Here is a 26,578-nt window from a genome sequence, read left to right as displayed (position 1 = left end):
CGGATCTGCGGTCCCGGCGAGGGCGAAGGCACCAGAACCTCAACGAAAGGACAGTGCCGTGAAACACCTTACCGACACCCTTACCATCAGCGCGACGCGCATCCTCGACCTCGCACAGCAGGTCGCAGCCGAGCTCGGCGAGTGGCAGTTCCACCGCGACTTGGTCGTGTCCGTGAACAACCGCCACTGTGGCGCCCCCCTCGTGTACGTGTCTCTCTCCACTTCCGCTGACCAGGCGGCCCGCCGTGAGTTCATCGACGCGTTCGCGGGCGCCATGGACGCGCCGGTGTCGCCGCTGCCGTGCCGCGCCGGCGGGTGGCTGATGTCGGTGACCGTTCACGACTACGACCGTTCGGGTGTGACTGTCGCGGCGTCTGTGCAGGTGGCGTGATGACTCAGGAAGCCGCTGCCGCTGAGGCCCGCCGCCGGGTGCGTGAGCACCGTAGTGAGGCCGCCGCTGAAGCCCGTTACCACGCGACGCTTCCCACCGCTCAGACCGAGCGCCGGTGGGTGTGGGACGAGGACCACCTCGGCTACCGGCACGTCCGGTGTGGCGTCCGTTTCGAGGCGTTCATCGACCCCGCGCAGACCACGGAGCACGCGGTCGCGCACGACAAGGGATGCGAGGCAGGCCGATGAATGACCACGTCTTCGTCGCGTTCATGACCGACCTGTGGGGCGGCGGTCACCCCGCCGATGACCTGTGGAAGATCGCCCTCCTCGACACCGACCCGGAGCCTGCGGTGATCGACCCGGCCATGGAGGCACTCGCGGCCCGCGACATTGCCGCTGCCGAACTCCCCGACCGCGACATCATCCGCGCCGACCACCCGTTCCCGATCGACTCCGACGAGGAGGTGCAGTGGTGACCGACGAAGCGATCCCCGCCCTGACGTTCGGCGAGGAAGTGAAGGCCCGGCGCACGGCACTGACGCCAACGGTTGGACAAGCCCAGCTCGCGGACATGGCCGATATCTCCCGGAACACGGTCAGCAACTTGGAGCGTGGCACCCACGAGATCAGCAACAGGGTCAAGCGCCGCATCCATGACGCCCTCACGCGGCTGGAGAGCGGAGACCCCATGGAGAGCGAGTCCGAGCTGATTGAGCGCGTGATTCGCCAGCGGGTCGCCCGCGACATCGAGGTTTTGACCGAGGCGTATCCCGAGTCGCTGTTCCCCGAGGACGCCGACACCCCCGAAGGCCGCGCCGTCGCCGCGATGCGGCACGCGTACAGGACCGCCGCCCGCATCGCGAGGGGAGAAGACCAGTGACCGTTCTCGAAACCCCCACCGGCCGTCTCCTCGGATCGTGGCCTGCCGGGTCGCCCGAGTGGCACGCCGCCCGCGCCACCCGACTCGGCGGGTCCGACATGGCTGCTGTCCTCGGACGTTCCCCGTGGGTGTCTCCGTACCGGCTGTGGCACCTCAAGGCCGGGCTCGTCACCGACAGCGAGACGACGGACGCCCAGTCCCGGGGCCACTACCTGGAGGACGGCATCCGCCGCTGGTGGGCCGACCAGAACCCGGAGTACGAGGTTGTCACGGGCGGCACGTACACCCACGCCGAACGCGACTATCAGCTCGCCAACCCGGACGGGCTGATCGTCAAGGACGGCACGGTCATCGGAGTCCTGGAGATCAAGACCGACGGACAGGACGACGCGGAGACGTGGGGCCACTCCGGCACCGACGAGATCCCCCTCTACTACCGGACGCAGATCCAGTGGTACATGGACACGCTCGGTCTTCCTGTCGCTCACGTCGCCGTTCTGACCGCCCGCCTGGAGTTCCGGCACTACACGGTCCGCCACGACGACACCGCCGGGGCGATCCTGCGGTTCCGCGCCGAAGAGTTCCTCGACTCGCTCATGTTCCAGACGCCGCCCAACTTCGACGGCGCGAAGAACACCTACGAGACCGTGCGCCAGCTCCACCCGCGCATCAACGGCGGCGACGTCGAACTGACCTACGCCGAAGCGGCTGCGTACTGCTCCGCGAAGAACGCGCTCAAGCAGGCGGAGGAGCGCGAGCAGTACGAGCGCACCGTCCTCGCAGACCGCATGGGCGACGCCAAGCGCGCCCGCTACCTCGGCATCACCATCGCGAACCGGCAGTCCCGCGGAGACGGCGACCCGTACCTGGTCGCCGGCCGCAAGCTTCCCAACATGCCCGCCCCCACGAACACGCAAGACCAGCAGGAAGAGGCCGCCTGATGACCACCACGACCGAGATCGCCGTGTCCACCGTCGGCGCCCTCGCACTCGACCCCCACCAGACCGAGTGGACCGGGCAGCAGCAGGCCGCACTCAGCCAGATCGGCATCGCGGACGCCCCGCAGGGCGACCAGATCGTGTTCCTGCACTACGCCCAGAGGACGGGCCTGGACCCGTTCGCCCGGCAGATCTACATGATCGGCCGCAAGGAGTGGAACCCCCGCACCCGCGAGGAGACCTACAAGTACACGATCCAGGCCGGAATCGACGGCCTTCGGGTCATCGCGGAGCGCACCGGCCGGTACGAGGGTCGCACCCCGATCAGCTGGTGCGGCGAGGACGGCGTGTGGCGGGACGTGTGGCTCGACCGCAAGAACCCGCCGGTCGCTGCCCGGTGTGGGGTGTACAAGCAGGGGTTTCGCGAGCCCACGGTGTCGGTGGCGCTGTTCGATGAGTACGCCGCCCGGAAGAAGGGCGGCGAACTGATGGCCCTGTGGGCGTCGAAGCCCGCGCACATGATCAGCAAGGTCGCCGAGGCACTCGCTCTGAAGGCTGCGTTCCCGCAGGACCTGTCCGGGATCTACACGCCGGAGGAGACCGAGCGGGAGACCGTCGAGGTCGAGCCGGGCGTGGGGCAGGCGGGGGAGTCGATCCAGACCGCCGATGCTGCCAAGCAGGTCGCGATGTACACGCCCTCGTCGGAGCCGATGATCACCCGCGAGCAGAAGACCGAGATCGCCGGACGCGTTCGCGACCTGAAGTTCGACAAGGACGACGGCCTGGCCTTGTACGCCGCGGCGACGGGCCGCGAAGTGCCGATGACGACGCTGCTGACGGCCGCGGAGGCAGAGAAGGTCATCGACGCACTGGTCGAGGAGAAGCGTCTGCGCGAGGAGCCCAAGGTCGTGGACGCCGAGATCGTCGAAGCCGACCCGTGGGGTGTGGAGACGACGCCCGACGAGGACGCCACCGCGCGCGCGGAGTGGGAGGCCGAGTCATGAGGACACCCGCACGCGTTCAGGGTTCGCTGGACACCCACCGGAAAGGCCGAAAGTTCCGGATGCCGGAGAACACTCTCTGGGTCGGCAAGAAGTCGGCGTGGGGATCCCCCTACCAGGTCAAGAGCTACTTCCCGACCGACATCAACCGCCCGGTAGTCAGGGAGGACCTGCGGTTCCGGGTCATCGACGCCGCAGGGCGCACCGTCAAGACCGGGATCGGCCGGGCGCGCGAGGCCCTGTGGCTCGTTTCGGACCTGTGGGTGGCCGACCTGAGGGAGCTGGCGAGGGACCCACGATTCGTGGCACAGGCCCGCACCGAACTGGCTGGCAAAGACCTCATGTGCCCTTGCGCCCCAGAGCGGGAGTGCCCCACAGACGTGCTGTTGGCCATCGCGAATGGCGGTGCGTGATGAGGCCATCCCCTGCGCAGATGGTCACTCTGCTCCGCCAGCGCCCGATCCAGCTGGTGCCTGCCTCCGCCCCGAAGCTGGCGACGCGCGCGGATGGCCCGTGTGGGTTCTGCGACCAGCCTCGCGTCGGCCACGGCATCCGCTACTCCACGTTCGGCGGCTCCCACGAGTGGATCCGCCGCCACCCCGGGTCCGAGCTGTCCCCGCTGCACCCGATCGGGGGCGACCGGTGACCGCCGCGCAGTGCCCGGTGTGCGGGCAGACGCTCACGGTCCGGTCGGACGACCGTCTGCCCCGCCACTGGGCGTCGGACCGGGCCCGGCTCGCAGAGGACCCGCAGTGCGCTGGTTCGCAGGAGGGCACACGGCATTGGCCTGACCAGCAGGTCGGCGCCCACACGATCCGCATCAAGACCCCCCGAAGGAGCAAGCGATGACCCCCGAGCAGAAGATCACCAGGCCCGAGCGGTACCGCGACGCCGGAGGCGACATCTGGGAGACCGTACCCGGCACGTTCGGCGATGACCTGGTGGACGAGAGCGGCTGCATTCGCTCTTACGACCACGTGCTGTCCCAGTACGGGCCGCTCACCCTCGTGCACGACGACGAGACCTCCGACCCCGCGGCAACCCCAGAGCCCCCGATGGCCGAGTTCTACGCCGACATACAGGACGAGACGACCCCCGCCGTGTACGAGACCCCGGAAGAGCTGGCCGAGGAGATCGAGCGGCTCCGCGCCGAGTTGGCCCGGTCCTACTCGCAGGGCGTCGAGGACATGCGGGAAGCGGCGATGCGGGCCGCGAGCGACGCACCCGGCACCCCGTACACCCCGACCGAGGCGATCCGCGACCTGACGCTGACTAACCGCCCCGACCTCCACGGCGACGAGGAGGTGTTCCCCGGGTCGATCGCTGCCGCTGAGGCCGCGCTCGACGGGGTCCCCGCCGTGTCCGCCCGCTGGACGAAGTCCGTCGTGGTCGAGGAGGACGGCGCGTGGGTGCTGTGCACCACCACCGACGGACGCGACGTCGCGCTTCGCCTTCCCTGCGGCGAGCACACCGAGCTCGCCGAAGCACTCCTGGAGGAGACCGTCGACGTCGCCGAGCTGAGGGCGAGCTGCGCCGCCGCGGAGGCCGACTATCGCCGTGTCGTCCGCTGGCACCAAGCGATGGCTGTCGCGATCGTCCAGCTCGGCGGTGACCTCCCCGAAGGCGCGCCCGGCATGCCGGAGATGGTCTCCGACCTGGTGAAGATCCACGGCGCCGACAAGATCCGCGCTGCGCTCGACTCCCTCTGACCACCCCCTTGGGCCGCCCCGATGCGGGGGCACGGGGCGGCCCACCCCACACGCAGGAGCACACCGTGACCGTCACTTCCTACACCGACGCCCCACCAAGGGTCACCGGAGCCGACCTCAGCATCTCCGCCACCGGAATCTGCACGCCCGAAGCCAAAACCAGCACCATCAATCCCAAGCAGAAGGGCGACCGACGACTCCCCGAGATCGCCGCCGCCGTCGCGGAAGCCAGCATCACCCTGGCCATGTTCGAGGGCGAACGACACCTTGTCGTCATTGAGGACCTGCCTCCGGTCCGAGCCAACGCACTGGCCATCCTCGGCATGGTCCACGGAGCCGTCCGGGCGGAGCTGGTCAGCCGCCTGATGCCCTATGCCCTTATTACCCCAGCGACCCTCAAGGCGTTCGCCACTGGCAAGGGCAACGCGACCAAGCCCGACATGCGCATGGCCCTGTACAAGCGGACGGGCCTGGACATCGCCGACGACAACCAGGTCGACGCGTGGTGGCTGCGCGCCGCCGGGATGCAGGCGCTGGGGCATCCGGTGGTGGATCTGCCTGCCGCTCAGGTCGCTCGCCTGGACAAGGTCTTGTGGCCGACGTGGACGCTCGGAGGCGACTCGGAGGTGACCCGGTGAAGCACATCCGCACCGCACCCAAGGGCATGCCTCTCGTCGCTGACGCCTCCCACCTGCGCTGGCAGACGTTCGGCCGCTGCGCCGACGAGCCCCTGGAACTGTTCTTCGGGCAGCACGGGGAACGCAAGGCCGATCGGGAGATTCGCGAGGAGCGCGCCAAAACCATCTGCGGCACGTGCACCGTCCGCACCACCTGCCTGGACTACGCACTCGAACCCGGCCCCGTCGGCCAGCACGGCGTATGGGGCGGCATGACCGCTGACGAACGCATCGCCGAGCGACGCAACCGCCAGCGGCGCGTCAAGGAGGTTGCGTAATGGCACGCACCCACGGAACCCCGTCCTGCTACAAGGGCGGGTGCCGACGCCCCGAGTGCATTGAGGCTCAGCGCCAAAGCGTCGACCACTACCGCCGCCAGCGCGCTTACGGGCGCCCCACCACCGACCTCGTTGACGCCGATCCTGCCCGTGCTCATGCCCGTGCTCTTCTCGACGCTGGCCTTGGCCTCGCCGGAATCAGTGAGGCGTCCGGGGTGAGCTACATGGCCGTGAACCGGCTCCTGTACTCGATGAACGGCTACCCGCCCTCCCGCCGGATCTCACAGCAGAGGGCCCAGAGCATCCTCAGCGTGCCCGTTCCGACGGCACCTCCCGACACCTTGTCGCGCATCGACGCCTCCGGTACCCGACGGCGCTGTCAGGCGCTCGCGGTACTGGGTTGGTCGATCGTGTGGCAGGCCCGGCAGATCGGGATGGTCCCGGGGGATCTGCACGGGGCTGTGCGTGGCGACAGCGGCGTTGCGGCACGCACGGCGGCGAAGATTCAGCGGCTTTATGACCAGTACTGGAATCGCACGCCCCCGGCGTCGGTGTCGTCAACTTTGGCCCGCCGCGCCGCCGAGCAGCGCGGGTGGCTTCCCCCGCTCGCGTGGGATGACGACCTCATCGACCTGTCCGAAGCGGACCTCGCCGCGGAGCTGTCCCGCCGCGTGGACGCCATGGACGACGAGGAGCTGCGCCGCTGCTCCACCGCCTACAAGGCCGAGGGCGACCGGTCCCCGCTGATCTCCGCCGCTGCCCGTGAGTGGCGCCGGCGTCTGGAATCCGACCGCGCCGCCGCCTGACCCCAGACCGCCCGCCGTGTCTTCGGATCGCCATAGGCACGGCGGGCCCCACCCCAAGGAGGGGACATGACCACCCAGCTCACCATCGCGGACGCCCTCGCCGAGGAGGGCATGGCACGGGCAACCGCCGCCTCGGCACCGTCCGCCATCGACCAGCTCGACCGGCTCATCGCCCAGCACGCGGCGACGGGGGAGCGGTTCTCCGCGAACTCCATCAGGTCGCAGCTTCCTGAAGGCCTGCGTCCGGCGGCGATCGGAGGGCGTTTTCGGGAGGCGGCGCGGCGGGGCCTGATCCGCCCGGTTGACTACGTCGCCTCGACGGACCCGCGCACGCACAGCCACCCCGTTCGGGTGTGGCAGGGGAGGGCGGCATGACCCCCTACTACACCGACTCCCACACCACCCTTTACCTCGGCGACTCCCGCGAGGTGCTCCCCGCACTCGACCTGACCGCGGACGCCGTCATCACGGACCCGCCCTACGGGGAGACTTCCCTCGCCTGGGACCGGTGGCCCGCGGGATGGCTCGAAGTGGCCGCCGCGACCGCCCCTGCGTTGTGGTGCTTCGGGAGCTGGCGCGTGTTCGGGCCCCGCTGGCACGAATTCACCGAAGCCGGGTGGAAGTTCGCTCAAGACGTGGTGTGGGAGAAGCACAACGGCAGCGGGTTCGCGTCGGACCGGTTCAAGCGAGTGCATGAGACCGTCACGCACTGGTATCAGGGGGCTTGGGCGGACGTGCACCACGCTGTGCCACGCATCGCGGGCGGAGAGCCTCGACGCGGTGTTCTCCGGGCAGGGCGAGACCCCAAGCACCACGGGGCGCAGAGGGCGTCGGTGGATGTGAGGGACGGGACGATCTTGGTTCGGTCGGTGTTGTATGCCCGCTCGATGCACGGGTCCGCGGTCCACCCGACAGAGAAGCCGGTCAAGGGCCTACTGGAGCACCTGGTCGCGTACTCGTGCCCGCTGGGCGGCCTGGTGCTCGACCCGTTCGCCGGGTCCGGCTCCACCCTGGTGGCCGCCCGGGAGTCGGGCCGGCGCTCGATCGGGGTGGAGGCCTCTGAGGAGTACGCGGAGTTGGCCGCGAAGCGGCTGTCAGAGATCGACGCGCAGCCCGCCCTGCCGTTCGAGGTGACGGCATGACCCACACCTACGACCCGTTCCGCGCCCCCGCGACCACGTCTCAGCGTGACCCCGATGCCGAGCACGACCAGGCGGTGCGGGAGCGATTCGCGCGGGAGCTGGTTCTCATGCTCGAAGCCGAGAACCACCCCAAGGCCGCCGGGCTCGTGAAGATGGCGCGCACCGACGGGCTGTGGCCGTGAGGCACGCCGAAAAGCCCGCACGGCGGCGGGTTGATGGGCAGAACAGGTCAGCCCTTCGTGACGCGGCGGCCCACGCCACCCGGCTTCAAGGGCGGAATCCCGCCGGCCTTCGCGATCGCGCGGACCGTGCGGTCACTCAGCCCAGCAATCTCAGCGAGCTCTTCACGGTCCCGCGTCGGGTCCTGTTGCAGCAGCTCCAGGACAAGGCGATCGATGTCCTTGCGGGCTTTGGCAGCGCCTTCGTCGTGCTCCTGGCGGAGCTTGACGGCTTCACGGAGGGCTTCCACGGTGTCGTCCTTTCGCATGAGGAGAGTGTCCCACACTCATGAGGATAGCTTCCGGAAGTCGTTTCCGGAATAGGCTTGCGGAAGTCGCTTCCGCAACCTAGAGTCGAGTCATCAGCAGGGCAGCAGCCCAGCCGAACGAAGGAGGGCCGCATGGCCGTCATCAGCTTCGCCGACAGCAGCCTCGGCGGCTACTTCGCCGCCCGCCGACGCCTCATCGCTTCCGGGCTCCGCGGCGGGTACCCGCTCGGCAACACGCTCTGCTGCCGGTACTGCGACACCGAAATCGACCCCGCCACCCGAGCGTGCGCCTGCTGGCAGCCCAAGGTCCGCAAGGCCACCCCGACCGCCGCCGAAGCGGACACCCCCGAGAAGGCGAAGGCGTTCTTCGAGTCCATCGGCATCAAGGTCTCCGAGACCGTCACCGTCATCAACTGACCGCAGCACCGAACCCCCAAGGAGCCACGACATGAGCACCGACAACACCGCCGCCCGCATCGCCGCCGCAAGCATGCCCACCCCCGAACAGCAGGTCGCCGCCCTCCGAGACATCGACCGCACCAATGAGGACTGGGACGCCGACCGCTACCCCTACTACCTCGACGCCAGCGGCGACCTGTGGAAGGACGTCCTGCGCAAGGACTACGTCCGCAAGGCGCACAGCGCCGTCCGCTACGGCGACTCCGAGATGAGCTTCCGCTTCGTCAACAGCCTCTACGGGCCCCTGGTCCGCGTCGACGCCTGACCCGCAAGCACGACGGGACGCCCCCGTACCAAGCAGGGGCGTCCCGTGCCACCAGCCAACCACAAGGAGACCGCATGAAGACCGCCCCCCGCGAAATCCGAGTCACCCGCTACGTGTGCCCGCACTGCTCTCGCGGCCACGCCAAGCAGGCCGCCGCCGTCGCCCACATCGGCCGCTGCTGGCGCAACCCCGACAACCGCGGCTGCAAGACCTGCTGGAACTACGACCAGGACCCCGAAGTCGACCTGCCGCCGCAGCCGCGGTGCTTCGCCGGCCTCCTGGAGATCGACGCCCTGCCCGTCACGGGCTGCCCCGAGTGGGCGCCCCGCTATGCCGACGAGGTGCCCGAGTGATCCGCCCGATCACCTGCTTCGTCGCCGACTGCGACACCCCCGACTGCGAGCCGTGGGCTGAAGCCGACTACGTCCCGCACTACGCCACCGCCGAGGAGGCCATCGCCAAGCTCGTCGCCGAGTGGGGGTGGTCCTTCGACGGCGAGGTGCTGCTCTGCGCGACCGACACCGCCCGTCGGAAGTGCGCCCGCGAGGGCCACGAGTGGTGGTCCGGGCGGTCCGACAGGGCCGCTGGGGTCCGCGAGGAGCACTGCGACCGGTGCTCCGAAACCCGCCTGATGGCGACCACCTGACACGACAGAGGCCCCGGAAGGTCGTAGCTCCCGGGGCCCGCGACCACCGTACCGAAACGAAGGAGACCCGGTGGACATCACCCCAGACGAGAAGCGCACCCTCAGGGCCAAGGTCCGCGACGCCATCGGCGCCGGCCTCGTGTCCGGGCGCGTACCCGAAGCCCCACCGATGCCGCCGTCCCGCTCGGAGATCGACAAGGCGTCCGAGTGGGCGGTGGGTGAGCTGGTCCGCTTCCTCGCCTCCAGGCACTGGGAGGCCCTCCAGGACTGCGAGGAGCTGGAGAAGAAGGTGCGACGACTGAAGGCGGAGAACAGGCGGCTGCGGAAGGCCACCACCGCACCGGAGGCCCGATGAACCCCTACGAGATCCAGCCCGACCACGAAGACGCCTAGGAGACACCGTGAGCACCAAGAGCGCCATGACCACAGACACCGACGCCATCCGTGAACGCCTCGCCCTCGTCGCGCACTTCGGCACCGACTGGAGCTACGACGACTCCGACGACGGCTGGACCGTCTCCTACGCCACCGACCACCCGCAGGCCGGGCACCTTGCGACCGTGGCCGACTACGGGGAGCACGTCGCGGACCTGATCGCGCACGCTCCGCGCGACCTCGCAGCACTCCTTGCTGAAGTGGACCGGCTGCGTGGGGTCCTGGACTCCATCACGGCCAACGAGTCCGTGGTCGTCGCGAAGGCGGACCTCGCTGACGGGATGCTCGCCGCTCTCCGCGCCACGGCAACGCCCACCACCTAACCCCCAGCCCGACCGGACCCATAGGGCAGCCGGGGACCGCGAGCAGGCCGCGGACGGGCGCCAGAACAGACCAGAACGACACCCCCAGGAGGGGACGTGGAGAAACACGCGCTCTACCGCTTCTACAACGACCGCGGCCAACTCCTCTACACCGGCATCACCAACGCCCCCGGCCGGCGCTTCACCGAACACGCCAAAGAGAAGCACTGGTGGGAAGACGTCCGCGGCATCGCCATCGACTGGTACGACGACCGCGACAACGTCCTCGCCGCCGAGAAGCGCGCCATCCGCATCGAGAACCCCGAGCACAACATCCGGGACAAGCGGGCCCGTGTCACCGACGAGGACGAATTCACCTACGAGGACTACGTCCACATGGGAGCGGCCATCGCCGCGGCCTCGCAGCGGGAAACCTCGCGTGAGTTCTACAAAGACCTCGCCGAACAGGTCGACGCGGCTCTCGCCCAGGGATACAGCTACCGAGAGATCGTCGCCGCGGCCGAAGGGTTTGCTTGGGTCGAGGACTCCACGGTTGATGATCACCTCCCCGTCATCCCTGGCCGGATGCACGCACAGGACCTCGAAGACCTGAACGACGCGCGCGTCTACCTGGCCGCGTTCATCCCCTCCGAGGTCGAGCAGTTCACCTCGAAGGCCCACTCCGAGCCCGAGATGGCCCGCGCGCACGCCCACGAGATCACCATCCGCGCCTATCGGATTGCCCAAGAGTTCATGTCCACCAAAAAGCGCGACCTCGAAGCCCTCGGTGGCTTCCTGAAGTCATCGGCCAAGGGGCGCACGTACCTCGAATGGGCCCAGGAGAAGTCCGGCACGGACGCCATCTTCCCTCTCCCCATCGACTGCCGAGAAGTGATCGAGTCCGCCGTCGCATGGCTCCTCGGCACGTGGACACCCGAGAACGCCCCAACCACCGAGTGCCGCTGGCGTCAGCTCGCCAGCGACTTCCGCTGAAGCACACGACCAACCACTACCGGGGGAGGCACTTATGGCGTGGGTCCGTCTCAGTGACGACTTTTACGACCACCCCAAGTTCGACAAAGCCGGAAGCCTCGGCATCGCACTGTTCGCCGCCGGCCTCGCCTGGTCGAACAGGAACCTCACCGACGGGTTCATTCCGCGCAAAACGGCGCTTCGGATGCTCGACTTCGAAGACGCGGTGGAGGCCGTGCGTAACGCCGACCGTAACGGTGTGACTAACGCGCTACATAACGACGACCTAACACCCGCAGTCACGCGCTCAGCGGTGCAGTCGCTCGTTGACGCCGGCCTGTGGCACGCCGAGGAAGACGGTTACCGCATCCATGACTACCTCGACTACCAGGCATCGAAGGAACAGATCGAGGCTGGGCGTGAGAGCAACGCCGCACGTCAGAAGGCATGGCGGGACCGGAGGGCGGCCGAAAAGCAGGGTCGGAAGAACAGCGAGAGTAACGCCGACCGTAACGGTGTGACTAACGGCTCCGTAACGCACCCTCCCAACCCCAACCCCAAGGAAGAAGAACTACTACGTAGTTCTTCAAGTACTGGCGAAGTCACCGACCTCTTCGGAAACGCCATCAACAACGAGCACCCCAAGCGGGAGCCCAAGGCGAAGAAGAAGACGAAGGCCGAGAAGGAGAACGACCCCTTCTTCGTCGAGTTCTGGGACGCCTACCCCAAGAGCACCCACAAGCCCACCGCCGTGAACGCCTTCGCCAATGCCGTCGACGCCGGGGCGGACCCTCGCCAGATCATCGCGGGTGCCCACCTGTACGCGCAGATGTGGGAGGGCGCCACCCCCGAGGAGCGCCAGTTCATCACCAAGGCTTCCAACTGGCTCAACGACGGCTGCTGGGACGGGTCCTGGCACATGCGTGACATGAGTCAGGCCAACGGCGGGCGCCACCTCCGCGCCGTCTCCGGCGACTACCAGCCGTACCGCAACCCCACCGACCAAGACGCCTACGAAGGAGGACTGCTGTGACCGAGAAGACCAAGGACCTCATCAACCGGGCGCGCGCCGCGTTCCCTCACATCACCCCCGCCATCCCCGACTTCGACGCCATCGATGAGCAAGGGGGTGACAGCTTCACCGCGATCCGGGACACCGCCGCGATCATCGAGACGACGAACAGCCTGATCCCGCCCCTGTACCGGCGAGCCGACGTCACCGACGAGCGCCTCCTGGCGTGGGTGGACGCCCTGGTGAAGGGCTCTAAGCCCAACAAGTTCTCCCGGGTGCCGTACCTGGGTCGAGGGCCGTCGGTGTTCCTGAAGGGCCAGACGGGCGTCGGCAAGACCTACCAGGCTTTCGGGGCGCTGCGGCGCCTGTCGATCATCGGAGTTGGGTGCGCTCCGGTCGCCGCGTCCATCACCGACATCTACGCCAAGATGCGCCCCCGCCCCGGCGTCGACTCCGAAGCCGTGTTCGAGCGGTACGCCAATGCCCCGCTTGCGTTCATTGATGACCTGGGGGCCGCGAAGACCTCCGAGTGGGTGGAGGAGGTCAACTACCGGTTGATCAACTTCCGCTACGAGCACCAGCTGCCCACGATCGTCACCACGAACGTGCTCCCTGACGACCTGGGCAGGAAGCTCGGCGACCGTGTCGCTTCCCGGATCACTGAGATGGCCGAGCCGATTGCCCTGAAGGGTGTCGACCGTCGTCTCGGAGGTGCGGCGTGAGGGGCCGTGGTGAGCCGGGCGTGGCCGGCGACATCAAGTTGATGCAGGATCTCGCGATCCGCGCGATGCGTCATGGCGCTGAGATCGAGGTGACCACGAACGCGGAGAGGCGCCGGGCAGTACTCGCCCACCCGGACCTCGCGGAGCGCCTCACTCTGCCGCCGTTGAACTTCTCCAGCCCCGACCGGTGGGAGGGCTACATCCCGCCGGAGATGTGGCAGCAGGTTCCGAACAACTCCCCGCGCCGCCTGGCGCTGGTGGCCATCTACGAGGAGGCCCTGTCTCGGGCCACCGCACGCACTGTTCAGGAGGCAGCGTGATCACCGACGAGCGTGCTGGATGCGTGGACCTCGACCCCATGATGTTCCAGCCCACGACCGCCACGGGCCGCCGCAAAGCGTTGGCCGTGTGCAAGCACTGCCCGATCGCCGAAGCGTGCCTCGACGCAGCCCTGGCGGACCCCGCGGGCGCTTACGGGCGGATCGCTGGCGGCCTGACCGCTGAGCAGCGGGCTCACGTTGCCGCGGTGCGCGACCGGGCTCACGTTCGAGTGGCCAAGCCGCGTGTGGCGGCGGCGTACCGGGACCTGTGGGAGGGCGTGACTGCTGAGTCTGCGGACCCGGCTCGCAAGGCGGCGGCCCGGCATATGGCGCAGGACCAGGCCGCGGTGAAGGCGTTGGGGGAGCGGCGGTTCGTCGACGAGTCGGTGCGGTGCTTCGGTGTGGAGTTGCGGTCCGCGGTCGCCTCGGGTGATGGGGCGGGTGTGGGGCAGATCCTCGGCGGCCTGCCCGTGGAGCATCGGGCTGCGCTGTTGGTGGCGTTCGCCAGAGAGCTGGGGATCGTCGACATGGCCGGCACGGGCTGGACGGGTGGTGCGTGATGCCTCTGACCATCGGCAGTCTCTGCTCTGGCTATGGCGGCCTTGACGCCGCTGTCCAGTCCGTTCTCGGCGGCGATCTGGCGTGGGTCGCGGACCCCGACCCCGGTGCGTCCCGCATCCTCGCCCACCACCACCCCGACGTGCCGAACCTCGGCGACATCACGACCGTGGACTGGAAGGAGATCCTCGCCCTCGGCCTGGCCGTGGACATCCTCCTCGCCGGATTTCCCTGCCAAGACGTATCCGTGGCCGGCCGCAAGGCCGGGATGCGCAAGGGCACCCGATCCGGCCTGTGGCTGCACATCCTCCGCATCATCCGCATCCTCCGACCGAAACTGGTGGTGATCGAGAATGTCCCCGGACTCCGACACGAAGCAGCCGACAGCGACCTGGAATTCTGCCCGGGGTGCATGGGAGACTCCGACCGTGAGCCTCCTATGCGGGCACTCGGTGCCGTACTCGCCGGCCTTGCCGACGCAGGGTTCGATGCGGAATGGACAACTGTCGCCGCCTCTGACGTCGGAGCTCCGCACGAGCGGAAGCGCGTCTTCCTCATCGCGTGGCCGCAAGAGCAGCCGCCGACGTTCGCCCTCCGCCCCCGAGGACCAGGCCGCGCTGTTCCCGGCGGTGTGACGCTGCTGCCGACCCCGGACGCCTACCAGGGCAGCCGCGGCGGGTCGCAGGACCCCGCCAAGCGCCGCGCCGGCGGGCACTCCGTGAGCCTCGCGGACGTGGTCGAGCACCTGCTGCCCACGCCGGCGGCCCGCGACTGGAAGTCGGGGCAGTCCAACCTGCTCGGAGTGAACTCCCGCCCGTTGAACGAGGTCTCCGAGTCTCTCGTGGGCTGGCAGGAGTACGCCGCGGCGATCGCTAGGTGGGAGCCGATCATCGGCCGCGGAGCCCCGGCGCCGACAGAGCCCACTGGCAAGGACGGGCGGATGCGCCATTCGCCGCTACTGGCCGAATGGATGATGGGCCTCCCCGCGGGCCATGTGACCGCGGTGCCTGGCCTGGATCGCGACGATCAGCTCCGCGCCTTGGGCAATGGCGTGGTCCCGCAGCAGGGCGCTTACGCGACTCGGCTCCTCTTGGAGCGCGTGACTGCGGATCTGGCCGCATAGGTGCGCCCCGCCAGCTGGTATCTGGCGGGGCACGCCCCCGATCCTCTCATACGCCCGCCTGTCGCACGCTGACGGCCTTGCAGGACTGTCGGCACCCCGAGTCACACTCAAGTTTCCTGAGCGCCTGACGCTCACCTGAAGCCCCGGGAGGGGACATGACCGACACCGACACCCGGATCTTCGCCCTACACGAGGAACTCGCCGACGCCGTGAACGCGCGCCGCGCCGCTGAGCAGTACCTCGCCGACGCCGAGCGGACCAACAAGCAGCTTCGTGCGGCGAGCCGCAGGCAGAACGACCGCCTTCGCGAAGAGGCCCCCAGTGCCGCGGCGTGGGATCGCCTCAAGTCCGAGATTCCGCGCCTACTCGGTCGTGAGCGTGTCGAGGACCTGCCGCACGATTCCGAGTACGCGACCGCGCTGCATGACGTGCTGGCCGCGATGAAGCGCATCGAGCCGGGCCGCGCCCTGGTCGGGGAGGAGTCGTGATGGTCTCCGTCGTTCGCCATGGCGACCACACCCACCGGCTCGCCCCCGCCGAAGTAGATCCCGACCGGGGCTATGCGACCCGGTGCACTCGCACCGTCTGCCGCATCCCGCTCGCCCCGGACGCCATGCCGCTGCTGCCCGCAGGCACGGCCGTGACCTGCCCGAAGTGCAACCGACTCACCAAGGAGAACTGACATGTCCCTCCCGAACATCACCGTGACCGCCCGTCTCGTGGACGCGCCCGAAACCAAGTGGCTTCCGAACGGGACCGCGATCGCGAAGCTTCGCCTCGTGTCCAACTCCCGCAAGCTCAACAAGGACACCCAGCAGTGGGAGGACGGTTCCACCTGGTGGGGGCGCGGTACCGCGTTCGGCCGCATCGCCGAGGCCATCGCTGAAGCGAACCTCCAGAAGGGCGACCTCGTGACCGTGCGCGGCGACGTCGAAACCGACCAGTGGGAGGACAAGACGACTGGGGCGAAGCGGTCTGCGGACCAGGTCATCGTCCGGGAGATCGGGCGGGCGCTCACCCCGCCGAAGCAGCAGGGCGGGGGTGGAGGCTTCGCGGCGAACGGCTCCTACGGCCAGCAGTCCGGCGGGTTTTCCGGCGGGCAGCAGCAGGGCGACCCGTGGGGGAGCGGCGGCCGGCCCGGGTTCGCCGACGATCAGCCGCCTTTCTAAGCCACCACCAGCACAGACAGGAGAACATCATGGGCACCTCAACTGACGCGATTCTCGCTTACGGCTACGACTTCGGCAACGGGGAAGACTGGCTTGTCCGAGAGGTCAGCGAGTACGGAGACCTTGCCGTCGACTGGTACGACAGCGAAGCCGAAGACCTCGACTTTGTGGAAGCCGTCGAAGCGAAGCTGCTGGCCGCCGCTGGGTTCACCGAAGCGGACTGGCAGGTTGACGGCTACTTCGAGCGGAAGCGGGATGCGCTCGCGACGTTCGGCGTCGAGGTGGTCTCGCACTGCTCCATTGACTATCCGATGTACATCCTCGCGGCGCACTCGACGACGGCGCGTCGGGGTGCTCCGGAAGCGGTGGACCTGGCGGACATGTCCGCCCTCCAGGAGGACGCTGACGCGCGTCTCGCCCGCGCCCTGGAAGCGCTGGGGCTGACGCCAATGCAGGACAAGCCCGCGTGGCTGCTGGCGTCGGACTGGGGATGACCGCGCTGCGCAGTACGGATGGTCTCGCCCGGGTGTACGTGCTCAAGTGCTCCCGGGCGGGCTGCGCCGCGTACTTCAACGCGCCGTTGGCTGTTCGGAAGGCGTCGTACATCCGCCAGCTCGCGAGGGAAGCGGGTTGGCGGGCGCCCACCTCGAAGAAGAAGCGCGGTCGGGACCTGTGTCCTGACTGTCGGACGAAGGAGATTCCTGATGGCAACCGAGCTGACCCGTCACGACCAGGAACACGGCCACTACGAGGAGGACCGATGAAGTTCCGCACCGGCAGGAAGGTCGGCCGCACCCTGTACGTGCAAATAGGCGACGAACCCGACGACATGGACCTCCTCATCGGGATCGTCGACAGCACTGACCAAGCCAACATCGTCGTCAACGCTGTCAACGCCATGGCGACCATCCGGGAGCTGCACCAGCCGTTCTTGGTGCCCCACCCCGAGTCTCCAATGGACCTGTGCCGCACCTGCGAGCAGATCCACCCCTGCGCGACCCTGCGAGCACTGGGGGGCGACGATGCCTGACACCCTCACCCCCCTCACTGCCGCCCTTCACGCTGAGCTGTGCCGACTGCACGACGTGCAGCCCGAGGGGTACAGCCTCACCGGGGACTACGCGGCGCTCGGAGACGACGCGGCCAAGCTCGCGGAGGTCGCGCAGCCGTACATCGACGCCGCATGGGAAGCAGGCCGCAAGCACGGGCTGAAGCAGGCGTGGAAGCCCCACGACGGGCGGGTGAAGCAGCTCGAAGAGGAGATCGAGGAGATGCTCGTCCTCGAAGAAGCCAACGGTCGGGCGTTCGCACTGAAGTGCGAGCGGCTGCGGGAGCTCGAAGCGGAGATGGACCGCCTCCGTGACCTGCTCAGTCGTGTGACCCGCATGGACTACGAGGGCGTGGACGTGTACGTGCACGGCGACTCGTGGATGACCGCGTGGCAGGGCGCGGTCGAGGACCACGCCGACCAGGAGGACGCGATCAAGCGGGCGAAGGAGCTCGCGAGGGAGACGTCATGAAGCGCAGCGACCTGACCGCGCAAGCAGTCCTCGACGCCGTCCGCGACGGGGACGCATGGGACGCCCTCACCAGCCGGTACCCGGAGAAGGTCGTCCTCGCTGCGCTGGAGCGTGAAGACCGAGCCGGGCGGATCGACTACGGCACCACCATCACCCGCCCGTGGCTGACGGACAAGGGGAAGGCCGCGATCGCGGGGGAGTGACGAGAGGCCCCGGGGTGAGGCAAGCACCCCGGGGCCCGCGTCAGCATCGCACAGCGTCATGAGAGCAGGCAGGACAGGGGTACCATCCCCGCAGACCACGAGGAGGTCAGAGTGACTGCGACCGCCGTCTACTGGCAGCACCACGAGAAGATCAGGAAGCGGTTCGCCACCGAAGACGAGGCCCACGATCACATGACTGACCTGTGGGCTGAAGGTGAATGCTCACCCATCGGAGTTGTAGTCGAAGGCGGCGAAATGAAGGGTTGGCGCGGTGACAGTCACTGAGATTCCCGTGCCACAGACCCCCGCCCAGCAGCTGGACGCGATCGAGCAGCAGGCCGACGCCGAGATCCAGGCGATCATCTCCGCTGCGGTCGCGGCTGGGCTGTCGGGCGCGGCGATCCTCGCGGTTCTGGCGGCGCTCACGAACGCGGTGTCAACAGCGGCGCAGCAGGGGTTCACGGTGGGCGCTCAGATCGTCCTACAGGGCGCGGCAGGCAGGCGCGCACGGATGCGTCAGCTGGCCATTGAGCCCCTGCCCACGAGCGTCGAGGAGGACGTGCGCGCGGTCGTGGAGGATGTCGCCCGGCGCATCGACGCTGCCATCGCGGGGGAAGCGCCCGACACCACGTCGGCGCCCGTCACGCCGACGCCCGCGAACGTGGAGCTCGACCGGTTCCGGCGGCGGATGCGGATCCTCGCGGTCACGAAGATCCACCAAGCGGCGTCGAGCGCGACGTTCTCCTACGCGCGCTGGCTGGGCCTCGACCTGGAATGGGTCACCCGGCGGGACGGGAAGGCGTGCACGGTGTGCGCCAGCATGAATGGCAGGCGGGTTCCAGCAGGGGAGAAGTTCGCCAACCCTCGCGCTCCCGGCGTTCCGAGGCGGCTGTGGGCCGGATTCCAAGGCCTTCCGCCGACTCACCCGAGCTGCCGGTGTCGCGTGATCCCCCGGACATGACCGTGGGGCCCGCATCCCCCGATGGCGAGCCCCACAATCCCCCCGTAGAAGTTCCTGAGTAGGTTCTCCCACTGGTCACATAGTACGACCACGGGGGAGAATCCATGACGTACCTGACTTGCCGCCTGTGTTCCGCCGAGATGGACGCCGGCGTCGTCTGCCCGACCTGTGTGGGCGGGATGATGGCGGACCTGCGCGCGCTGTGGGCGACCGGGGACGTGCACGGCCTGGACGTGGACCTCGACATCGCGATCGCCCGGCAGAGCAAGTTCGGGGGTAGTGGAGGTGGGCGTGGCGGGGGCGATGAACTCCCCATGCTGATCAACGACGCCGCCAGCGACACCCGCCGCTACCTGCACAACATGCTCGCGACGTGGTGCCGGGTCGTGATCGACCAGTGCGGCGGAACACCGCCTGCGGACACGATCGCGGCGATGGCCCAGTGGCTCCACGGGCAGGGCGTCGTCATCCGGTCCGCGGAGTGGGGCGACGAGTGCGTGCAGCAGATCCGGTACGTGGTCCGCGAAGTCCGACGGTGTGTGGACCGGCCGGCGGAGCGCGTGTACGCGGGGGAGTGCCCGGACTGCGGGGGGAAGGTGTACGGGATCGCGGGGGCGGCGAAGGCGTGGTGCCGGGTCGAAGGGTGCGACGGCGAGATCGAGGACCCCGAAGCGCGGCGGGACGCGGCGGTGAAGGCGGCCGTCGCGGCGGCGCCGGAGCAGCTGGTGACCGCGGCGGAAGCGTCCATGGCCAGTAGGGCGCTTGGGAGGCAGATTAGCGACCGGGCAGTGCGGAAGATGGCGGCCGAGGGGAAGATTCGTCCCGTGTCGGAGAAGCGGCCGGCGAAGTACCGGCTCGGCGACATCATGAACGTCCTCCAGCGCAAGGAGCGGGCAACGGCGTAGAGGCCAGCCAAGCACCCACCCGGAGAGGGGGCTGTCCTGTCACCGGAGCCTCGTAGGGTTCCAGAGCGGCCCAGGCCGGGCCAAACCCCCAGCAGAAAGGCCACGAACGTGACCTTGGAAGAGTTCCTCGCCGCCCGCTTCAAGGAAGAAGAGGCCCTCGCGCTCGAAGCACTCGGAGAACACGGATACGGGGCATCACCTTGGTCCTTCGACGAGAAGAACGGAGGGTTCGACTTCGGGTTCCCCAACGAGCACTTCAACGTCCCCATCGGAAAGTTCGACCCTCGAATGCAGCACATGGCCCGCCACGACCCCCGCAAGGTCCTCCGCGAGGTCGCAGCTAAGCGTGAGGTTGTCGAAGCCTCGTGGAGCGCGGACGGCGAACGGGCCGCCGGGCTTGGTCAGGCCATCTGGTTGCTCGCCACGGCCTATGCCACCCACCCGGACTACAAGTCCATCCAAGACTCATGACGGACGCCTTGATCGGAGCGCTCTCTGCGCTCGGTGGTGCACTGGTGGCCTTGCTCGGCGCCTTCGGGGTTCAGCTTGTGGCTGGCAGGCAAAAGCGGAAGGAACATGTGGCCCGACTTGGAGGCCAGTTCCTGTCACACTCCGCGCTCTATGCATCTGCGCTGAGACATGCCCACATGGCTAGTGACCACAGTGATGCTGAAATCCCCTTCTACGAGGTTCCGCACCTCAAGGAGGCAATGGAGGCTGCCACGGAGCTATCGCTTCTCGCAGGTCGGGAGGTGACCTACCATGTGCAATCCGTCGAGGGGGCAATGAATAGCCTGGTCATGCTGACCCTTCCTGGTGTGGAGCGCGAGGTATGGAGGTCAGCGTTGAGCGACTTCGGGGCGAAGCGCCTGGAGTTGCAGGACGCCCTTCGTCGGGAATTGGGCTCCGGTGCGATGCCCGATGACGAACTCGGGCATGATGTTCCGGACATCGAAGCGCCTTCGTCAACACACACTCCGTGGAGTTGAGCGAACGACGAATCGCCCCCTCCCGAAGGAGGGGGCGTTGTTGTGTTCGTCAGGCGGCGAGGTCGTTCCGAACCACCGGGGACACCTGCTGACGGGTCGGGTGCGCCAACAGGGCAACGATCAGGGCGTTGATGGACGCCACCAGCGTCGCGTCCAAGTCGAGCCCGTAGTAGGCGAGCAGCGGCGCGACCGTGGTCACGACCGCGGTGAAAGCGGCCGGGGTGACGGGCCGGACCATGACGGCCTGGACCGAGCCGAACACGGCGCCGAGGCAGGCGACGATCAGCGGGACGGCTGCTTCGGTCAGGTGGGGTACGGACAGGGCGACTCCCACGAGGAGCGCGGCCTGCACGATGGACAGGATCTCGACCGGTTCACGGCCGAGGATGGTCAGGGGCTTCATGGGGTGGCTTCCTGTTCGTGGGCTTCACGCCCGTCAAGGGAGTTGTGGGTGATGACCCACCCGATGGACCCGTCTTCGCGTTTGATCAGGCGGGTGGTGGGGCCACAGACGCACGTGGCTTCGTAGGTCTGCCAGTCGTGCTCGATGAGGTCGTTGTTCGGGACGACGTGCACGGTGTCGGATGTCGGTGTCACAGCCAGCTCCAGCCGTTGCTCACGTGACCACCGCCTCCCACGCGGCACGCCAGGTGGCGGGGCCGACGATGCCATCGCGCTTGAGCTTCTTCTCGCTCTGGAAAGTGCGGCAGACCAGCTCGGACTGGGGCCCGTAGAAGCCGTCGACGCTGATGGTCCAGCCGCGCTTGCGCATCTGCGCTTGCCACTTCCGCGCGGTCTCGGACTTGCGGACGGGCGGCTGGAGCAGCACGGGCCCGGGGAAGGCGGGCGCCTTCGAGGTGGGCGGCTTGGGCTTCGGGGCGGGCGACGGCGTTGGCTTGGTGGGCTTGGGGACGCTGGGCGTGTCCTTGCCCCACTTCGCGGGCTTGGTGAACGTGTTGTTCTTGACCATCTTGTAGGCCCGGTCGCCGGGGCACGAGGTGGAGATGAAGTCGCGGTGGCCGAGCACCTTCCCGGAGATCGACGACGCAGGTTCCATCAGCCACTCGCGGAGCTGGCGGACCGCGTTGATCTGCGCGTCCGTGACCTCGTCCTTGGGGCCCGTCATCAGCGTCACGGAGTAGTGGGAGCTGTTCCCGCCGGGCTGCGCGGCCTGGACCTTGAACAGTCCGCGGCCCTCCATCACGTACCCGTGGCTGCAACATCCCCAGCTGTAGCCGATGTCCGCCCAATTTCGGGACGGGCCGGTGTGGAAGCCTCTCGTTCTCTTCCAGTACGCGACACACGCCTTGTGTTCCTTGTCGGCGAGGCCCTGGTCGGCGCTGTCGTAGTGGATGACGAGCCCGCTGCGGGGGTTGGCGGACGACGCGGGGCTGTTCTTCGACCAGCCAAAGTCGGACCGCCACTGGAGTTTGTCGGGTTCGGGCATGGTGCCTCCTGGCATGGGAAAGCCCCGGCGTACCGGGGCGTATGTGGAGAAATCGGGCTAGGGCTTCGCGCGGTGGCGACCTCGCTGGACCCGCCTGTGCAGGAGCCACCCCCACCCGATCGCGACGAACGCCGCAGTGAACACCGCCAAGCGGGCGAACGCGTGCCCGGGGAACTCCCCGAACCAGTTGCGCGCCGCCACGAGGCTGAGCACGAGCGCGAGGGTTACCAGCACCGACATGACCAGGCGTCCGCCCGGGTTGGTCCACCAGCGCCAGCGTGAGTAGTCGATGGCGAATAGCCACATCAGCAGGGCGGCGGCGGTGGCCATCACGGTTCCGGCCTCATACATCGCTCTCCCCTCGGATGGCGGCCCATACGAGCGGACCGAAGTGGTTCTCTTCTCGTTGGGCGACGAGACGTCGGACGACGTCGCGCACTTCGCCGTCGCGGCGGCGCGCCTGTTCAGCGCCCTGCTCGGTGCGTTCGGCCATCTCCGTGATCTCTTCTTCGGTGACTGGGGGCGGGGCGAAGGTGCGGACGATCCGGTCGAGCCACCCCTTCATGAGACCTCCCCCGTTCCCTGGTCGACGGCGACCTTGCGGATCTCCTCCAGGGCGTGCGCCGTCGTGCGACCGGATTCGAGCAGTGCCGTGATCTGGTCGGCCTGTCGGCAGTTCCGGTCCTGCTCGGAGGCGAGCACTGCTTTCAGCTCGGCTATGCGCTCGTCGCGTGCCGACAGGAGGCGCTCCACGGTCCCCCCGGGCACGAGCCTGCCGGTGAGGATCATGAGGATGCCGACGGAGAGGAGCCCGCCCGCGCCGAGCTGCACGAACGGCGATAATGCGGACAGGGCGTCCAAGAGGCCTCCTACTCGTCGTGGCCGGGGCTCGGCGGGGTGGGCGGGTAGTCGCCGGCCTCGCCGGGCGGGGTCGGCTCGATCGGGTCGAGGTCCGGCGGAGGGGTGGGATCGGAGGGCTCGACCGAGATCGGGGTGATCGGGGGCGGCTCGACCGGGTCCTGCGGGGGCTCAGCGGGGTCGCCTTCGAGTGCGGACACGGTGGGCTCCTCGGGGGTGTCGCATGGGCACATGGTGTCTCCTAGGTGAGGTTGCGGACGGTGATCTGGTTGGCGAGCGATCCGTCCCACAGGGGCGGGCGGTCTACGTTCCATGAGGACAGCCGCCACGCGGGGGTCAGGGTGTAGGTGCTGTTCCCCGCGAGCTGGATCGGGGAAGACCAGTAGCCGGAGCAGGTCGCGTTGATGCCCGTGCCGAGGCTGCGCACGAACGCGCACCGGCTGAGATCGGCAGCAAGAGTCCCAGCACCAGTGAGACGGAAGCCGACGCCGATGCTCGACGCGTCCGAGTTGGGGTTCTGCCCGGCCATCATGATGTCGATCTGCACCATGCCGGACCAGCCGGTCTTGAAGGTGATCCGGGGCCACTGGGTGGCGGTGAAGTCCACGAAGGACCCGGTGGTCTGGCTGGTGGTCATGATCGGGGCAACGGCCATGGGCTGCACCTGCGGGCGCATCCGAGTGGACAGGATGCTGTGGGTGTCCGCGATCTGGACGCTGCCGTCCGTGGTGGTGTCGGTGGACCCGCTGACGAGCTCGCCCTGGAGGTAGTGAATCCGGGCGGCATGATTGAGGACGGTGTACGCGCGAGTGTCGTTCGCGCCCTCCACGTGGATGATCGCCCTGCGGTCCGCACCCGCGCCCGACGTTGACACCGGAGACTGAAGGCTCAGCGTGGGAGCATCCGTGCCCGCCCGGCGGAAGGCGTAGATGGTGCCCGCGCCCGCGTCCGGCTGTCCCAGCGTGGAGGCCTCCGGGGTGACGCTCACCCCCGCCCACGCGTCCTGCGCGGTGATCTGCACATCCGAGCCTGTGCCGCCCCGGGCGACCACACGGGCTTCGGCGGGCAGGGCGACGAGGGTCAGCCGCGGCTTGTTGGTGTCGCTTACGTCGGAGTAGAGGCTGAGCTGGCAGTTTCCGGGCTGCGCGAGCATGGCGGCAGCTGGGGTGCTCGCTGTTCCGACGTCGCCCCATACGGAGAATTCCGCTTGCCCTGCGCCTGAAGCGAGCTGTGCCCGTGCGCCGCTGGGGGAGACGACGCGCGTTCGGACGACACCGCTGGCGTCCTCGATGACCCCGGTTGCCCCGGAGGAGGACGTGAGGGAGAAGCGGGATCCGCTGATCTCGGAGGCGACGATGTCGCCGGAGAAGACCGCGTTGCCGGAGGAGTCGATCGCGAAGATGAGCTCGTTGCCGGTGTTGTAGCCGCGGAGGCCGTCCTGGTCCATCTCGACGCGGGCGGCGCCGGGGATGCCCGCGATGATGGTGGTGACCAGCGCGAGCACAGCTTGCAGCTTGTCTGCTTCCACGGCCCCCGCCTTGATGTGGACGGCCTCGACGCTGTCGGCTTCGAGGTCGATGCCAGAGGTCTGCAACGGCGTCGCGGACACCTCCGCCGACGGAGCCCCCTGTACGCCCCCGGTGGTCACCGGGATGAGCACCACGTAGTGCTCGACGTAGGGGAGCGGGATCACGGGGAGCATCCCGCCTTCGCCGGCGCGGCGGATGGATCCGACGTAGGTTGCGGCGGACGGCGTGAAGCCCGTCTCGGTGGACACGTGCACGGCCATGTGGTCGAAGTCGACGGGGATCGCAGGGTCGCCGGACAGCAGCCCGTCCCACGTGACACGGAGACCACCGAGGGAAGGGGTGACGGTCGGCGCGGTCGGGGCGCTGACGGGGTCGCCGCCCTCGGTGACGACACCGACAGCACCGTCCACCCACCCCCACCGGCCACGGAGAGTGCCGGTTTCATCGCGTACCTCGATGGTCTGACCTTCTTCGAGGGAGGAGTGGGCGAGCTGGCCGGCGCGCTGTCCGCGCTTGAGGGTGGTGACCTCGGCGCGGAGCTTCGCGACCTCCCGGGCGTACTCGGAGATCGCGCGTCGGGTCTCGGCGTCCATCAGGCACCTCCGGGGTAGTCGAAGCGGTCGCTTCTGCGACAGGTCACGGTGACCTCGCCTGTCTCGGGTGCGGTGTCCAGGCTGGTGATGCGCACCCACAGGCGGGTGGGCATCCATCCGGCGCGGGTCTGTACGAGGACGTCGTCGCCCACGGAGAAGGACCCGATCTGGGCGTTCGGGTGGTCTCGGACGGTGAAGCCCAAGACGTCGACGACCTGCGACCAGCGGCGAAGCTCTTCCTCAGCGACGGCCTTGCACTCGGCGACGGTGGTGAGGTCGGGTCGGTCGACGGACTTCGCTCGGAGGAGTCGGCCGTCGCGCTGGGAGACCGTAGACCGGAGCTGCTTGGAGCCTTCGCCGGATCCGTAGACCGTGACCGAGTTGGCGTAGTCGTCGCCGTCGCGGCGCACCGCTACGAGCTCGGAGATGTTCGCGCCCTCGATGAAAACTTCGCGGGTGAGGCGCTTCCCGAGGCGCGGGTAGCCGAAGTGGATGTGGCGGACGACCTCTTCGCGGGAGGAGTCGGCCCACCGGAGCGATTCGATCCAGTCGAACGGGGTCTGCGTCGCCAGCGTGGTGACCCTCTGTCCGATCTCGATGTCGTCCCACCAGGGCAGCTTGTACTCCCAGTAGACCGTCTTCCCGGTCGCCGCTACGGGCTTCTTGTCCTTGCCTGGGTTCCAGATGCGGTCGATGGGGACCGGGGTGGACGCGACTTCCTTCGCCGGGCCGAGGCTGCCGTCGTCCTTGAGGGCGCGGGTGTTGTGCCACGCGCCGAGACGGTACGGAGTGGTCGTGGAGTCCAGCGTGACGCCGAGATCGCCGTCGGGCTGACCTTGGAGCCACCCCCACAGGGCGCGGACCACGTCCAAGGGGTCGACGCCGTGCCCGGTGACGCCGTCGACCTTGCCGCCGAAGTCCAGGTTGTTGCGGAGTGGCTGCCCCTCCAGCCACCCGGACACCCCGGTGAGGTCCAGCGCCAGCTTCGGCCCGGTCGCGGTGATGCCTGTGAGGATCCCGCCGCCACGCAGCTGGCCACTGGCTTCGGCGACGATCATGGTCTGCCACAGCTCAAGGACCAGGCCGCCGGAAGGGGTCTTCAGTGCCTGGTATTCGGGGTCGATGGTCGCGGTCATGCGCCCGGGGCCCGACAGGGTCGTCGTCAGGCGGACGTCGGAGAGGGGGAGTTCGCGGTGAAGCCAGGTTCCCGTGAGGACGTTGAAGGCGTAGTAGCGCCACTCCGACGCCGGGGGGAGAGGTTCCTGCAAGGGGAGCACCG

At 68.5% G+C, this 26,578-nt stretch carries 49 protein-coding genes; 39 read left to right on the top strand and 10 right to left on the bottom strand.

Translation table 11 applies throughout. The features are described 5' to 3' along the window. Nucleotides 1-58 precede the first annotated feature (58 nt). The 15 genes from ABZ234_RS04030 to ABZ234_RS03960 all read left to right on the top strand — a co-directional run bounded on the left by ABZ234_RS04030 (nt 59) and on the right by ABZ234_RS03960 (nt 8,006). Nucleotides 59-391 (top strand): hypothetical protein, encoded by a 333-nt coding sequence (locus ABZ234_RS04030; protein ID WP_355010956.1) that lies wholly within the window; start codon nt 59-61, stop codon nt 389-391. Continuing rightward, on the top strand, nt 391-639 hold the full coding sequence (locus ABZ234_RS04025; RefSeq protein WP_355010955.1) for a hypothetical protein: 249 nt from the start codon (nt 391-393) through the stop codon (nt 637-639). The genes ABZ234_RS04030 and ABZ234_RS04025 overlap by 1 nt, the downstream gene beginning before the upstream one ends. After that, nucleotides 636-869, top strand: a complete 234-nt coding sequence (locus ABZ234_RS04020) for a hypothetical protein (protein ID WP_355010954.1) — start codon at nt 636-638, stop codon at nt 867-869. Before ABZ234_RS04025 ends, ABZ234_RS04020 begins: the two co-directional genes overlap by 4 nt. Next, nucleotides 866-1,273 carry a helix-turn-helix transcriptional regulator gene (locus ABZ234_RS04015; protein ID WP_355010953.1) on the top strand — a complete coding sequence of 136 codons (408 nt, stop codon included), beginning with the start codon at nt 866-868 and terminating at the stop codon, nt 1,271-1,273. The genes ABZ234_RS04020 and ABZ234_RS04015 overlap by 4 nt, the downstream gene beginning before the upstream one ends. After that, the gene (locus ABZ234_RS04010; RefSeq protein WP_355010952.1) at nt 1,270-2,214 is read left to right on the top strand and encodes a lambda-exonuclease family protein; all 945 of its coding nucleotides are present in this window, start codon (nt 1,270-1,272) and stop codon (nt 2,212-2,214) included. Before ABZ234_RS04015 ends, ABZ234_RS04010 begins: the two co-directional genes overlap by 4 nt. Further along, the gene (gene bet / locus ABZ234_RS04005; RefSeq protein ID WP_355010951.1) at nt 2,214-3,215 is read left to right on the top strand and encodes a phage recombination protein Bet; all 1,002 of its coding nucleotides are present in this window, start codon (nt 2,214-2,216) and stop codon (nt 3,213-3,215) included. The genes ABZ234_RS04010 and bet overlap by 1 nt, the downstream gene beginning before the upstream one ends. Continuing rightward, nucleotides 3,212-3,625: a DUF4326 domain-containing protein gene (locus ABZ234_RS04000; protein WP_355010950.1), complete on the top strand. Its 414-nt coding sequence runs from the start codon at nt 3,212-3,214 to the stop codon at nt 3,623-3,625. Before bet ends, ABZ234_RS04000 begins: the two co-directional genes overlap by 4 nt. 20 nt (nt 3,626-3,645) lie before the next feature. After that, complete coding sequence (locus ABZ234_RS03995) at nt 3,646-3,858, top strand: hypothetical protein (RefSeq protein ID WP_355010949.1); 213 nt, start codon at nt 3,646-3,648, stop codon at nt 3,856-3,858. 199 nt (nt 3,859-4,057) lie between these two features. Beyond that, nucleotides 4,058-4,921 (top strand): hypothetical protein, encoded by an 864-nt coding sequence (locus ABZ234_RS03990; protein ID WP_355010948.1) that lies wholly within the window; start codon nt 4,058-4,060, stop codon nt 4,919-4,921. Nucleotides 4,922-4,986: 65 nt separating this feature from the next. Beyond that, nucleotides 4,987-5,559 carry a hypothetical protein gene (locus ABZ234_RS03985; protein WP_355010947.1) on the top strand — a complete coding sequence of 191 codons (573 nt, stop codon included), beginning with the start codon at nt 4,987-4,989 and terminating at the stop codon, nt 5,557-5,559. A gap of 26 nt (nt 5,560-5,585) precedes the next feature. Further along, a complete protein-coding gene (locus ABZ234_RS03980) occupies nt 5,586-5,876 on the top strand; it encodes a WhiB family transcriptional regulator (RefSeq protein ID WP_355010946.1) in 291 nt (96 codons plus the stop codon). Nucleotides 5,877-6,091: 215 nt separating this feature from the next. After that, nucleotides 6,092-6,682, top strand: a complete 591-nt coding sequence (locus ABZ234_RS03975; protein ID WP_355010945.1) for a hypothetical protein — start codon at nt 6,092-6,094, stop codon at nt 6,680-6,682. Between the two features lie 66 nt (nt 6,683-6,748). Then, entirely contained in the window at nt 6,749-7,057 is a 309-nt protein-coding gene (locus tag ABZ234_RS03970) for a hypothetical protein (RefSeq protein WP_355010944.1), read from the top strand. Then, nucleotides 7,054-7,824, top strand: a complete 771-nt coding sequence (locus tag ABZ234_RS03965; protein ID WP_355010943.1) for a site-specific DNA-methyltransferase — start codon at nt 7,054-7,056, stop codon at nt 7,822-7,824. The genes ABZ234_RS03970 and ABZ234_RS03965 overlap by 4 nt, the downstream gene beginning before the upstream one ends. Beyond that, nucleotides 7,821-8,006, top strand: coding sequence for a hypothetical protein (locus tag ABZ234_RS03960; protein WP_355010942.1), 186 nt, complete (start codon nt 7,821-7,823; stop codon nt 8,004-8,006). Before ABZ234_RS03965 ends, ABZ234_RS03960 begins: the two co-directional genes overlap by 4 nt. Nucleotides 8,007-8,053: 47 nt before the next feature. Here ABZ234_RS03960 and ABZ234_RS03955 read toward each other — a convergent pair whose 3' ends face one another. Further along, nucleotides 8,054-8,311, bottom strand: a complete 258-nt coding sequence (locus ABZ234_RS03955; RefSeq protein WP_355010941.1) for a winged helix-turn-helix transcriptional regulator — start codon at nt 8,309-8,311, stop codon at nt 8,054-8,056. Between the two features lie 132 nt (nt 8,312-8,443). Between ABZ234_RS03955 and ABZ234_RS03950 the strand changes: the two genes are divergently transcribed. The 24 genes from ABZ234_RS03950 to ABZ234_RS03835 all read left to right on the top strand — a co-directional run bounded on the left by ABZ234_RS03950 (nt 8,444) and on the right by ABZ234_RS03835 (nt 20,872). Further along, nucleotides 8,444-8,728, top strand: a complete 285-nt coding sequence (locus ABZ234_RS03950) for a hypothetical protein (RefSeq protein ID WP_355010940.1) — start codon at nt 8,444-8,446, stop codon at nt 8,726-8,728. Nucleotides 8,729-8,759: 31 nt separating this feature from the next. Beyond that, entirely contained in the window at nt 8,760-9,035 is a 276-nt protein-coding gene (locus tag ABZ234_RS03945) for a hypothetical protein (protein WP_355010939.1), read from the top strand. Between the two features lie 74 nt (nt 9,036-9,109). Further along, complete coding sequence (locus tag ABZ234_RS03940; RefSeq protein WP_355010938.1) at nt 9,110-9,388, top strand: hypothetical protein; 279 nt, start codon at nt 9,110-9,112, stop codon at nt 9,386-9,388. Continuing rightward, nucleotides 9,385-9,681: a hypothetical protein gene (locus ABZ234_RS03935; RefSeq protein WP_355010937.1), complete on the top strand. Its 297-nt coding sequence runs from the start codon at nt 9,385-9,387 to the stop codon at nt 9,679-9,681. The genes ABZ234_RS03940 and ABZ234_RS03935 overlap by 4 nt, the downstream gene beginning before the upstream one ends. Nucleotides 9,682-9,751: 70 nt before the next feature. Beyond that, on the top strand, nt 9,752-10,036 hold the full coding sequence (locus ABZ234_RS03930; protein WP_355010936.1) for a hypothetical protein: 285 nt from the start codon (nt 9,752-9,754) through the stop codon (nt 10,034-10,036). Between the two features lie 46 nt (nt 10,037-10,082). After that, nucleotides 10,083-10,439, top strand: a complete 357-nt coding sequence (locus ABZ234_RS03925) for a hypothetical protein (RefSeq protein ID WP_355010935.1) — start codon at nt 10,083-10,085, stop codon at nt 10,437-10,439. 96 nt (nt 10,440-10,535) lie between these two features. Then, complete coding sequence (locus ABZ234_RS03920) at nt 10,536-11,411, top strand: GIY-YIG nuclease family protein (protein WP_355010934.1); 876 nt, start codon at nt 10,536-10,538, stop codon at nt 11,409-11,411. Between the two features lie 34 nt (nt 11,412-11,445). Next, a complete protein-coding gene (locus tag ABZ234_RS03915) occupies nt 11,446-12,423 on the top strand; it encodes a hypothetical protein (RefSeq protein ID WP_355010933.1) in 978 nt (325 codons plus the stop codon). After that, on the top strand, nt 12,420-13,124 hold the full coding sequence (locus ABZ234_RS03910; RefSeq protein WP_355010932.1) for a hypothetical protein: 705 nt from the start codon (nt 12,420-12,422) through the stop codon (nt 13,122-13,124). The genes ABZ234_RS03915 and ABZ234_RS03910 overlap by 4 nt, the downstream gene beginning before the upstream one ends. After that, nucleotides 13,121-13,444: a hypothetical protein gene (locus ABZ234_RS03905; protein WP_355010931.1), complete on the top strand. Its 324-nt coding sequence runs from the start codon at nt 13,121-13,123 to the stop codon at nt 13,442-13,444. The genes ABZ234_RS03910 and ABZ234_RS03905 overlap by 4 nt, the downstream gene beginning before the upstream one ends. Beyond that, nucleotides 13,441-14,004, top strand: a complete 564-nt coding sequence (locus ABZ234_RS03900) for a WhiB family transcriptional regulator (RefSeq protein WP_355010930.1) — start codon at nt 13,441-13,443, stop codon at nt 14,002-14,004. Before ABZ234_RS03905 ends, ABZ234_RS03900 begins: the two co-directional genes overlap by 4 nt. Then, nucleotides 14,004-15,125 carry a DNA cytosine methyltransferase gene (locus ABZ234_RS03895; protein ID WP_355010929.1) on the top strand — a complete coding sequence of 374 codons (1,122 nt, stop codon included), beginning with the start codon at nt 14,004-14,006 and terminating at the stop codon, nt 15,123-15,125. Before ABZ234_RS03900 ends, ABZ234_RS03895 begins: the two co-directional genes overlap by 1 nt. Before the next feature lie 155 nt (nt 15,126-15,280). Continuing rightward, nucleotides 15,281-15,613: a hypothetical protein gene (locus tag ABZ234_RS03890; protein ID WP_355010928.1), complete on the top strand. Its 333-nt coding sequence runs from the start codon at nt 15,281-15,283 to the stop codon at nt 15,611-15,613. Beyond that, nucleotides 15,613-15,807: a hypothetical protein gene (locus ABZ234_RS03885; RefSeq protein ID WP_355010927.1), complete on the top strand. Its 195-nt coding sequence runs from the start codon at nt 15,613-15,615 to the stop codon at nt 15,805-15,807. Before ABZ234_RS03890 ends, ABZ234_RS03885 begins: the two co-directional genes overlap by 1 nt. Nucleotide 15,808: 1 nt before the next feature. Then, a complete protein-coding gene (locus ABZ234_RS03880; protein WP_355010926.1) occupies nt 15,809-16,294 on the top strand; it encodes a single-stranded DNA-binding protein in 486 nt (161 codons plus the stop codon). 29 nt (nt 16,295-16,323) lie between these two features. Further along, nucleotides 16,324-16,788, top strand: a complete 465-nt coding sequence (locus tag ABZ234_RS03875) for a hypothetical protein (protein WP_355010925.1) — start codon at nt 16,324-16,326, stop codon at nt 16,786-16,788. 266 nt (nt 16,789-17,054) lie between these two features. Continuing rightward, nucleotides 17,055-17,324: a hypothetical protein gene (locus ABZ234_RS03870; RefSeq protein ID WP_355010924.1), complete on the top strand. Its 270-nt coding sequence runs from the start codon at nt 17,055-17,057 to the stop codon at nt 17,322-17,324. Further along, the gene (locus tag ABZ234_RS03865; RefSeq protein WP_355010923.1) at nt 17,317-17,814 is read left to right on the top strand and encodes a hypothetical protein; all 498 of its coding nucleotides are present in this window, start codon (nt 17,317-17,319) and stop codon (nt 17,812-17,814) included. Before ABZ234_RS03870 ends, ABZ234_RS03865 begins: the two co-directional genes overlap by 8 nt. Beyond that, the gene (locus ABZ234_RS03860) at nt 17,811-18,017 is read left to right on the top strand and encodes a hypothetical protein (protein ID WP_355010922.1); all 207 of its coding nucleotides are present in this window, start codon (nt 17,811-17,813) and stop codon (nt 18,015-18,017) included. Before ABZ234_RS03865 ends, ABZ234_RS03860 begins: the two co-directional genes overlap by 4 nt. Nucleotides 18,018-18,128: 111 nt before the next feature. Further along, on the top strand, nt 18,129-18,302 hold the full coding sequence (locus tag ABZ234_RS03855) for a hypothetical protein (protein ID WP_355010921.1): 174 nt from the start codon (nt 18,129-18,131) through the stop codon (nt 18,300-18,302). Then, nucleotides 18,289-18,978: a hypothetical protein gene (locus ABZ234_RS03850; RefSeq protein ID WP_355010920.1), complete on the top strand. Its 690-nt coding sequence runs from the start codon at nt 18,289-18,291 to the stop codon at nt 18,976-18,978. Before ABZ234_RS03855 ends, ABZ234_RS03850 begins: the two co-directional genes overlap by 14 nt. A gap of 104 nt (nt 18,979-19,082) precedes the next feature. Continuing rightward, nucleotides 19,083-19,883, top strand: coding sequence for a hypothetical protein (locus ABZ234_RS03845; protein WP_355010919.1), 801 nt, complete (start codon nt 19,083-19,085; stop codon nt 19,881-19,883). 114 nt (nt 19,884-19,997) lie between these two features. Further along, nucleotides 19,998-20,354, top strand: coding sequence for a DUF6221 family protein (locus ABZ234_RS03840; protein WP_355010918.1), 357 nt, complete (start codon nt 19,998-20,000; stop codon nt 20,352-20,354). After that, entirely contained in the window at nt 20,351-20,872 is a 522-nt protein-coding gene (locus ABZ234_RS03835; RefSeq protein ID WP_355010917.1) for a hypothetical protein, read from the top strand. Before ABZ234_RS03840 ends, ABZ234_RS03835 begins: the two co-directional genes overlap by 4 nt. A 49-nt stretch (nt 20,873-20,921) precedes the next feature. Here the strand turns inward: ABZ234_RS03835 and ABZ234_RS03830 are convergent, their stop codons facing one another. Genes ABZ234_RS03830 through ABZ234_RS03790 form a run of 9 tightly spaced genes read right to left on the bottom strand, consistent with a single transcriptional unit; the run spans nt 20,922 to nt 26,567 of the window. After that, nucleotides 20,922-21,275 carry a hypothetical protein gene (locus ABZ234_RS03830; protein ID WP_355010916.1) on the bottom strand — a complete coding sequence of 118 codons (354 nt, stop codon included), beginning with the start codon at nt 21,273-21,275 and terminating at the stop codon, nt 20,922-20,924. Continuing rightward, nucleotides 21,272-21,469, bottom strand: coding sequence for a hypothetical protein (locus ABZ234_RS03825; RefSeq protein ID WP_355010915.1), 198 nt, complete (start codon nt 21,467-21,469; stop codon nt 21,272-21,274). The genes ABZ234_RS03830 and ABZ234_RS03825 overlap by 4 nt, the downstream gene beginning before the upstream one ends. Nucleotides 21,470-21,488: 19 nt before the next feature. Next, nucleotides 21,489-22,319, bottom strand: a complete 831-nt coding sequence (locus ABZ234_RS03820; RefSeq protein ID WP_355010914.1) for an N-acetylmuramoyl-L-alanine amidase — start codon at nt 22,317-22,319, stop codon at nt 21,489-21,491. 57 nt (nt 22,320-22,376) lie between these two features. Beyond that, nucleotides 22,377-22,670 (bottom strand): hypothetical protein, encoded by a 294-nt coding sequence (locus ABZ234_RS03815; RefSeq protein WP_355010913.1) that lies wholly within the window; start codon nt 22,668-22,670, stop codon nt 22,377-22,379. Then, complete coding sequence (locus tag ABZ234_RS03810) at nt 22,663-22,884, bottom strand: hypothetical protein (protein ID WP_355010912.1); 222 nt, start codon at nt 22,882-22,884, stop codon at nt 22,663-22,665. The genes ABZ234_RS03815 and ABZ234_RS03810 overlap by 8 nt, the downstream gene beginning before the upstream one ends. Continuing rightward, nucleotides 22,881-23,180 carry a hypothetical protein gene (locus tag ABZ234_RS03805; RefSeq protein ID WP_355010911.1) on the bottom strand — a complete coding sequence of 100 codons (300 nt, stop codon included), beginning with the start codon at nt 23,178-23,180 and terminating at the stop codon, nt 22,881-22,883. Before ABZ234_RS03805 ends, ABZ234_RS03810 begins: the two co-directional genes overlap by 4 nt. A gap of 8 nt (nt 23,181-23,188) precedes the next feature. After that, on the bottom strand, nt 23,189-23,377 hold the full coding sequence (locus ABZ234_RS03800) for a hypothetical protein (protein WP_355010910.1): 189 nt from the start codon (nt 23,375-23,377) through the stop codon (nt 23,189-23,191). A 41-nt stretch (nt 23,378-23,418) separates the two neighbouring features. Further along, nucleotides 23,419-25,299, bottom strand: coding sequence for a hypothetical protein (locus tag ABZ234_RS03795; RefSeq protein ID WP_355010909.1), 1,881 nt, complete (start codon nt 25,297-25,299; stop codon nt 23,419-23,421). Then, a complete protein-coding gene (locus ABZ234_RS03790) occupies nt 25,299-26,567 on the bottom strand; it encodes a hypothetical protein (RefSeq protein WP_355010908.1) in 1,269 nt (422 codons plus the stop codon). Before ABZ234_RS03790 ends, ABZ234_RS03795 begins: the two co-directional genes overlap by 1 nt. Between the last annotated feature and the right edge of the window lie 11 nt (nt 26,568-26,578).

This window comes from Nocardiopsis sp. NPDC006198 (genome assembly GCF_040613895.1).
Taxonomy (GTDB): Bacteria; Actinomycetota; Actinomycetes; order Streptosporangiales; family Streptosporangiaceae; genus Nocardiopsis; species Nocardiopsis tropica.
Note: the sequence above shows the minus strand (reverse complement) of the source record. Positions and strands in the feature narration are given on the sequence as shown.